This window comes from Planomonospora algeriensis (genome assembly GCF_977012225.1).
This window is the reverse complement of sequence record NZ_CDRNDK010000338.1, coordinates 1-7,102: the sequence shown is the minus strand read 5'-3', so window position 1 is coordinate 7,102 and position 7,102 is coordinate 1. Positions and strand designations below refer to the sequence as shown.

The following is a 7,102-nucleotide window of genomic DNA, read 5'->3' as shown; positions in this document are numbered from 1 at the left end:
GTCGCCGGGGGCGATGCGCCGCCAGGCGGGGAAGGCGGCCTTCGCGCGCTCCACCGCGCGGTCCACCCCGGCGGCGTCGGCGGGCTCGACCTCGGCGAGGATCTCCTCGGTCGCCGGATTGACGATCTTCATGCTCACATCCGTTCGAATCCGCGCACCAGCTCCCAGTCGGTGACGGCCGCGTCGAAGGCGGCCAGCTCGACCCGGGCGGCGTTGGCGTAGTGCGCCGCGACCTCCTCGCCGAAGGCGCTCCGGGCGAGCGCGGAGCCCTCCCACAGGGCCAGGGCGTCGCGCAGCGTGCCCGGCACCGTCTCGGAGCCGGAGGCGTAGGCGTTGCCCGCGAACGGCTCCTGAAGCTCCAGCCCGTTCTCGACGCCGTGCAGCCCGGCCGCGATCATCGCGGCGACCGCCAGGTAGGGGTTGACGTCGCCGCCGGGCACCCGGTTCTCGATCCGCAGCGACGCCCCGTGGCCGCCGACCAGGCGCAGCGCGCAGGTCCGGTTGTCCACGCCCCACCGGACGGCGGTGGGGGCGAAGCTGCCCGGCGCGTACCGCTTGTAGGAGTTGACGTTCGGCGCGTAGAGCAGGGTGAACTCCCGCAGGCAGGCGAGCTGCCCGGCGATGAAGCGCCGCCCGGTCTCCGACAGCCCGTACGGCCCCGGCCCGGCCATGACCGGCTCCCCGTCCGGCGAGCGCAGCGACAGATGGATGTGGCAGGAGTTGCCCTCGCGCGCGTTCGGCTTGGCCATGAAGGTCAGCGACACGCCCTCCTGGGCGGCGATCTCCTTGGCGCCGTTCTTGTAGACCGCGTGGTGGTCGCAGGTGGCCAGGGCGCCGGTGTAGCGGAAGGCGATCTCGTGCTGGCCGAGGTTGCACTCGCCCTTGGCCGACTCGACGTACATCCCGGCGCCCTCCATGCCGAGCCGGATCCGGCGCAGCAGCGGCTCGATCCGGGCGGTGCCGAGCAGGGAGTAGTCGACGTTGTAGAGGTTGGCCGGGGTCAGGTCGCGGTAGCCGCGGCGCCAGGCGTCCTCGTAGGTGTCGCGGTAGACGACGAACTCCAGCTCGGTGCCGGCGAACGCCTCCCAGCCGTGCTCGGCCAGCCGGGCGAGCTGGCGGCGCAGGATCTGCCGGGGCGAGGCGGCGACGTCGGATCCGTCCTCCCAGACCAGGTCGGCCAGGAGCAGGGCGGTGCCCTCCTGCCAGGGCACCCGGCGCAGGGTGGACAGGTCGGGGCGCATCACGAAGTCCCCGTACCCGCTGTCCCACGAGGACATGGCGTAGCCGTCCACGGTGTTCATGTCGACGTCCACCGCGAGCAGGTAGCTGCAGCCCTCGGCGGCGTGTTCGGCGACCTCCTCCAGGAAGTAGCGCGCGGACAGCCGTTTGCCCTGCAGGCGGCCCTGCATGTCGGCGACCGCCAGCAGCACCGTGTCGATCCGTCCGGCCGCCACCTCGTCACGCAGCTCGCCGATGTCCACGCGCCCTCCTCGCCGGAGTTCCATTGGGCTAGTGTCAGACCATTGATGTGCACCGAGGATGGGGTTGTCAAGAGCCGGAGGTGATGTTTGGACGAGTCGCGGCTGACGGCGGTGCTGCGGCCCGTGCGGGCGGGCAACGCCTTCGAGGAGACGGTGGAGCGGCTGCTCCAGGCGATCAAGCTCGGGCTCGTCGTGGACAAGCTCCCGCCCGAGCGGGAGCTCGCCGTACGGCTCGGCATCAGCCGGGTCACACTGCGCGAGGCCATCCGCGCGCTCGCCGAAGCGGGCTACCTGGAGGTGCGCCGCGGCCGGTACGGCGGCGCGTTCGTCACCTACGCCCCGCCCCCGCCCCGGCAGGGGGACCTGCGCCGGGCCGTGGCCGACATGGGCACCGGCCACCTGGCCGACGCGCTGACCTTCCGTACGGCCGTCGAGTGCGGGGCGGCCGGGGTGCTGGCCGCCGCCGAGCCGGCCGGGGAGTGGCGCGAGACGCTCCGCAGGCGCCTGGCGGAGGTCAACTCCGCCGGACCCGGCGACTACCGCCGCCTGGACACCGCCTTCCACCTGTCCATCGCGGAGCTGACCGGCTCCCCGCTGCTCGCCGCCGCCTGCGCCGACGCGCGCCTGCGGGTCACCGACCTGCTGAACGCGATCCCGGTGCTCCAGCGCAACATCGAGCACGCCGCGGTCCAGCACGAGGCGATCGTGGAGGCGATCCTGGCGGGCGACCCCGACGCCGCGCGCCGCGCCGTGGCCGAGCACCTGGAGGGCACCGCGGCGCTCCTTCGGGGCTTCCTCGCATAACCTGGACGGACTGTGGGGGAGTGGTTCCAGCAACGGATCATCGAGACAGGACGGCTGCCGCTGTTCTGCTTCTTCGTCGCGCTGATCTTCGCCTTCGTGTTCACCCGGGTCAACGTCCGGCTCATCCGGGCGAAGATCGGCTGGTTCCGCAACGTCAGCGTCGGTGAGATGCACATCCACCACGTGGTGTTCGGCGTGGTGCTCACCCTGCTGAGCGGGGTCGCGGGGCTGCTCGTGTCGGGCGTCTCCGACACCTGGTACGCCGTGACGGCCGCCCTCTTCGGGGTCGGCGCGGCCCTGATCCTGGACGAGTTCGCGCTGATCCTGCACCTGCACGACGTCTACTGGGAGGAGGAGGGCCGCACCTCGGTCGACGCCGTGTTCGTCGCGGTCGCGGTCACCGGCCTGCTCCTGCTCGGCCTGCGCCCGCTGGGCTGGGAGGACTCCGGCGAGACCCCGCAGGGCCCCTGGACGGCGGTCGGCCTGATCGTCGCCAACCTCCTGCTCGCGGTCGTCACCCTGCTCAAGGGCAAGATCTGGACCGGCCTGGTCGGCCTGTTCGTCCCGGTCCTGCTGGTCTTCGGCGCGCTGCGGCTGGCCCGCCCCGGCTCGCCCTGGGCGCACTGGTTCTACGCGCCCGCCGCGCGCCGTCCCCGGCCCGGTCTGATGTCCCGCGCGGTGCGGCGGGAGAAGCGCTGGCGCCGCCCGGTCATCCAGGCCAAGATCGCCTTCCAGGAGTTCGTCTCCGGCCGCCACGACCTGCCCTCCACCCGGCTGCGCCCCCGCCGTTAGGAGAGCTCGAACGCGCTGACGAATCCCACGCCCCAGAGGCATACTGTGACGCGTGAGCACACTCCCGTCCCGCTGGGACGACGTGGACCGGCGGGTCCCCGACTCCCTGGCCGACCTGCACGGCCCCGCCGCAGGTGTGGTCGCGCTCCCGCTCCACCTCGCCTGGTCGGGCCTGACCGAGTTCGACCTGGCCGACCCGCGCCTGCGGATGAGCCTGTACCGCACGGTCATCACCGGCGGCGACCGCGCCGACGCCGAGGCCTATCTGAACGGCGAGCTCCTGCGTGCCGACTGGCCGGTGCTCCGCCGGGGGATCGGGCCGTCCTACCGGAGGGCCTGGGAGGGCAAGCTCTCCGCCCTGGAGGCATGAGGTCCTGGAGGCATGGGCGAGCGCGTCACGGGCAGGGCGGTGTCGCGGGTGCGGCCGGTGGAGAGATGAGGCAGGCGATGGGTTTCCCGCCGTTCCAGGAGCGGATCCTGCGGATCGTGCTCCCGGTCTGCGACCGGTTCGGGCTGGTGCTGGCGGGCGGCCACGCCATGCGGATGCACGGCCTCACCGACCGGCCGAGCCGGGACCTGGACTTCGCGACGGCGGCCGGGACGCCGCTGCCGGAGGTCGCCGAGGGGGTGGCGGAGACGCTGCGGGCGGCGGGGATGGAAGTCGCCGCGCACGAGGTCACGGCACGCATGGGCCGGCTGGTCGTCATGGACCCGGTGACCGGGCAGGCGTGCGAGCTCGACCTGCTGCGGGAGGCGCTGCAGCGGGGGTCGGTGACGGTGGCGGACCTGCCCGTCGTCGGGCTGGAGGACGCCGTCGGGCTCAAGATGCGCGCCCTGCACGAACGGGGCCTGGCCCGTGACGTCATCGACGTCGCCGCGGTCGCGGAGCTGTACGGCTTCCGCGAGCTGGAGCGGCTCGGCCGCCTGCACAACGAGGAGTTCTCCCTCGCCGAGCTGGTGATGCGGCTGGAGTTCGTCGACCTGATCGCCGACGAGGACTTCGAGGCCTACGGGCTGGACGAGGAGCGGATCCGGCGGATCCGGTTGTTCGTCACGGCCTGGGTGGAGGACATCGGTCTCCGCCGCGCCGACGAGGGCGACGCCGACTACGACGACGTTCCCGCTCCCGACTGACGGGGACGGAGGATCATGCTCATGATGAACGATGACCCCGAGGTGGAGCGCGGGTCCGCCGAGATCCTCGCGCATGCCGAGACGATGGAGGCGATCTGCGAAGGTCTCGCCGATCTGCGGGCAGGGCGAACCTTTTCCCGGGCGGAGGTGGCGGCCGAGCTGTTGTGGCTCGGCCGCCTCTGATCGCGTCGCCGGGCCGGAGCGGGAAGGGCATGGCCGGGCGGTTCCCGGGTAGGTGAGGGCCCATCCTGACGAAGGAGTGGGACTCGTGGAGAAATTCGGTCTGCGTGAGCTGAAGGCCCGGGCCAAGCGCCTGCTGGGCAGGAGCACCGGGAACCGCCGGCTGGCCGCCGAGGGGCGGACCGAGGAGGCCGAGGCCAAGCTGCTGCGGACCCAGGAGGAGATCCTGGAGACCGTGGCCGAGGCGCGCCGCGAGCACGCCGCCCGCCGCGCTCACTGATCCGCTTCGCACCTGTCCGGCGACCACCAGGAGGAGCGCGGCCCCGGCGTCGGGCCCGTCACCCGGCGCGGCATCCTCGACGCCTTTCCGGCACGGCGTCCGGCACGGCGTCCGGCACGGCGTCCGACAGGGTGTGAGTCCGCCGTCTCCGTCAACTCATATTGACACTGCCCATCTCGTCAACTTATGTTGACATTTGTCGACTTTGGTCTACGGAAACGGGCGAAACGCTCGGGGAGACGGCGTGGGCGGTAGATAGGAAGGGCGGCGGGCGGCGGACGGCCACGCCGGTGCGGAAGGGGCGAAGGTGGCCGAGGAGATCGGGGAATCCGGGAAGGCCGGGCAGGTCACGAAGATCGGCGGGACTGGGCGGGTCGGGTCGTGGCGGCTGCTGCTGGGATACGTCCGGCCGTACCGGGGGGTGCTCGCGCTCGGCGGGGTGCTCAGCCTGGTCAGCTCGCTGGCCGGGCTGGCGATGCCGCTGCTGGCCAAGACGGTGATCGACGCCTTCGGCGAGCAGCGGTCCCTGGCAGGGCCGGTGGTCGGACTGACGGCCGCGGTGCTGCTGGGCGCGGCCGTCGGCGCGTTCGGCAGGTACGTGCTGGAGCGCATGGGCGAGGGCATCGTCTTCTCCGCGAGGCGGAGCCTGGTGGACGGATGCTCCGGCTGCGGGTCTCCGAGGTCGACCGGCTCAAGCCGGGTGATCTGCTCTCCCGGGTCACCTCCGACACCACCCTGCTGCGCGCGGTGTTCACCGACGGGATCGTCGAGTCGGTCGGCGCGGTGTTCATGCTGGTGGGCGCGATCGTGATGATGGCGCTGATGGACGGGTTCCTGCTGCTGGTCACGCTGGTGATCCTGGTCCTGGTCGGCGGGCTGGTGGGCCTGGTCATGCCGCGCATCCAGCGGGCCTCGGTCGAGGCCCAGGCCTCGGTGGGGGAGATGGGCGCGGTGCTGGACCGGGTGCTGCAGGCCTTCCGCACGGTCAAGGCCAGCGGCGCCGAGGACCGGGAGATCGCGGCGGTGGGGGAGGCGGCCGCCAGGCCCGGGACCGGGGCGTCGCGGTCGCCTGGTGGACCTCGATGGCGGGCATCTCCGCGTGGGTCGCCGCGCAGCTGGCCTTCGTGGCGGTGCTCGGCATCGGCGGGGCGCGGGTCGCCTCCGGCGCGCTGGAGGTGTCGTCGCTGATCGCCTTCCTGCTGTACCTGTTCTACCTGGTCGCGCCGGTCGGCCAGCTCGTCCAGGGGGCCACCCAGGTGCAGGGCGGCCTGGCGGCGGTACGGCGGATCCGCGAGGTCGAGGAGCTCCCCGTCGAGGAGGCGGCCGCACCGCGGGGGCACGGAGGCGCGGCGCCGGGCGCGGGAGCGGCTCCCGCCGGGGTGGTGTTCGAGAACGTGGCCTTCCGCTACGGCGACGACCGCCCGGTGGTCCACCGGGACGTGTCCTTCGAGGTCCCGGCGGGCGGGATGACCGCGCTGGTCGGCCCGTCCGGGGCGGGCAAGTCCACGGTGTTCGCCCTGCTGGAGCGGTTCTACGACCACCAGGCCGGGACGATCGCGGTCGACGGCAGGGACGTCCGGGAATGGCCGCTGGCCGAGCTGCGGGCCGCCCTCGGGTACGTGGAGCAGGACGCGCCGGTGCTGGACGGCACACTCCGGGAGAACCTCGTCTTCGCCGCGCCGGACGTGACGGAGGCGGATCTGCGCCGGGTGCTCGGGCTGACCCGCCTGGAGGAGCTGGTCGCCCGCTTCCCCGACGGGCTGGAGACCGCGGTGGGCCACCGCGGTGTCATGCTCTCCGGGGGAGAGCGCCAGCGGGTGGCCATCGCGCGGGCGCTGCTGCGCCGCCCCCGGCTGCTCCTGCTGGACGAGGCCACCTCCCAGCTCGACGCGGTCAACGAGCTGCGCCTTCGCGAGGTGATCGCCGAGGTGGCGCGGGAGACGACCGTCCTGGTGATCGCGCACCGGCTGTCCACGGTGACCCGCGCCGAGCGGATCGTGGTGATGGAGGCGGGCCGGGTCAGGGCCGCCGGCACCCACGAGGAGCTGCTCGCGACTGACGGGCTCTACCGGGAGCTCGCCGCGACCCAGTTCCTGGTCACCGACCCCGGCGCCGCACCCCGGGCGGAGGCCGACCGGGAGGCCGTCTCCGTAGACTCCTGACAAAACCTTGGTCTCACGAGGGTCTGACCTGGGAAAATGGTGTTAAAAGTCGGTTTTTTCGGGTGGGGTCGGGCATCCCGCCTCCTACGGAGTCTCTCCTCCGTTCAGGGCGCCCGCGGGCGCCCGCCGCGCCGATCCCCCGGCCCCGTCCGTGCGGGGCGGGTCCGGGACGGTGGCCGGCAGTGAGAAGGCACCTCGGGGAGTCCCTCCCCGGGGTGCTTCCTTTCCCGGGCCGACCCGCGACCGGTCGACCCGCGGCGGGCGACCCG

At 72.9% G+C, this 7,102-nt stretch carries 11 protein-coding genes; 9 read left to right on the top strand and 2 right to left on the bottom strand.

What is annotated here, in order from left to right; genetic code table 11:
- Both ACWJ6R_RS26700 and ACWJ6R_RS26695 read right to left on the bottom strand, forming a co-directional pair.
- Window positions 1-132 (bottom strand): aldehyde dehydrogenase family protein (locus ACWJ6R_RS26700; protein WP_449064875.1); only part of this gene is annotated, 132 nt, incomplete at its 3' end.
- Window positions 133-134: 2 nt separating this feature from the next.
- On the bottom strand, window positions 135-1,505 hold the full coding sequence (locus tag ACWJ6R_RS26695) for a glutamine synthetase family protein (RefSeq protein ID WP_449064873.1): 1,371 nt from the start codon (window positions 1,503-1,505) through the stop codon (window positions 135-137).
- 63 nt (window positions 1,506-1,568) lie between these two features.
- On the opposite strand from ACWJ6R_RS26695, the gene ACWJ6R_RS26690 reads away from it, so the two are divergent.
- The 9 genes from ACWJ6R_RS26690 (at window position 1,569) to ACWJ6R_RS26650 (ending at window position 6,833) form a co-directional block, all read left to right on the top strand.
- The gene (locus ACWJ6R_RS26690) at window positions 1,569-2,285 is read left to right on the top strand and encodes a FadR/GntR family transcriptional regulator (protein ID WP_449064872.1); all 717 of its coding nucleotides are present in this window, start codon (window positions 1,569-1,571) and stop codon (window positions 2,283-2,285) included.
- 12 nt (window positions 2,286-2,297) lie between these two features.
- Complete coding sequence (locus ACWJ6R_RS26685; RefSeq protein ID WP_449064871.1) at window positions 2,298-3,077, top strand: hypothetical protein; 780 nt, start codon at window positions 2,298-2,300, stop codon at window positions 3,075-3,077.
- A gap of 52 nt (window positions 3,078-3,129) precedes the next feature.
- Entirely contained in the window at window positions 3,130-3,447 is a 318-nt protein-coding gene (locus tag ACWJ6R_RS26680) for a hypothetical protein (protein ID WP_449064870.1), read from the top strand.
- Window positions 3,448-3,524: 77 nt separating this feature from the next.
- Entirely contained in the window at window positions 3,525-4,211 is a 687-nt protein-coding gene (locus tag ACWJ6R_RS26675; RefSeq protein WP_449064869.1) for a nucleotidyl transferase AbiEii/AbiGii toxin family protein, read from the top strand.
- 21 nt (window positions 4,212-4,232) lie between these two features.
- Window positions 4,233-4,394, top strand: coding sequence for a hypothetical protein (locus ACWJ6R_RS26670; RefSeq protein ID WP_449064868.1), 162 nt, complete (start codon window positions 4,233-4,235; stop codon window positions 4,392-4,394).
- 85 nt (window positions 4,395-4,479) lie between these two features.
- Window positions 4,480-4,671, top strand: coding sequence for a hypothetical protein (locus ACWJ6R_RS26665; protein ID WP_449064867.1), 192 nt, complete (start codon window positions 4,480-4,482; stop codon window positions 4,669-4,671).
- Window positions 4,672-4,978: 307 nt separating this feature from the next.
- Window positions 4,979-5,482, top strand: coding sequence for a hypothetical protein (locus tag ACWJ6R_RS26660; protein ID WP_449064866.1), 504 nt, complete (start codon window positions 4,979-4,981; stop codon window positions 5,480-5,482).
- The gene (locus ACWJ6R_RS26655; RefSeq protein WP_449064874.1) at window positions 5,377-5,859 is read left to right on the top strand and encodes an ABC transporter transmembrane domain-containing protein; all 483 of its coding nucleotides are present in this window, start codon (window positions 5,377-5,379) and stop codon (window positions 5,857-5,859) included. Before ACWJ6R_RS26660 ends, ACWJ6R_RS26655 begins: the two co-directional genes overlap by 106 nt.
- Window positions 5,754-6,833: an ABC transporter ATP-binding protein gene (locus tag ACWJ6R_RS26650; protein WP_449064865.1), complete on the top strand. Its 1,080-nt coding sequence runs from the start codon at window positions 5,754-5,756 to the stop codon at window positions 6,831-6,833. Before ACWJ6R_RS26655 ends, ACWJ6R_RS26650 begins: the two co-directional genes overlap by 106 nt.
- Window positions 6,834-7,102: the final 269 nt, after the last annotated feature.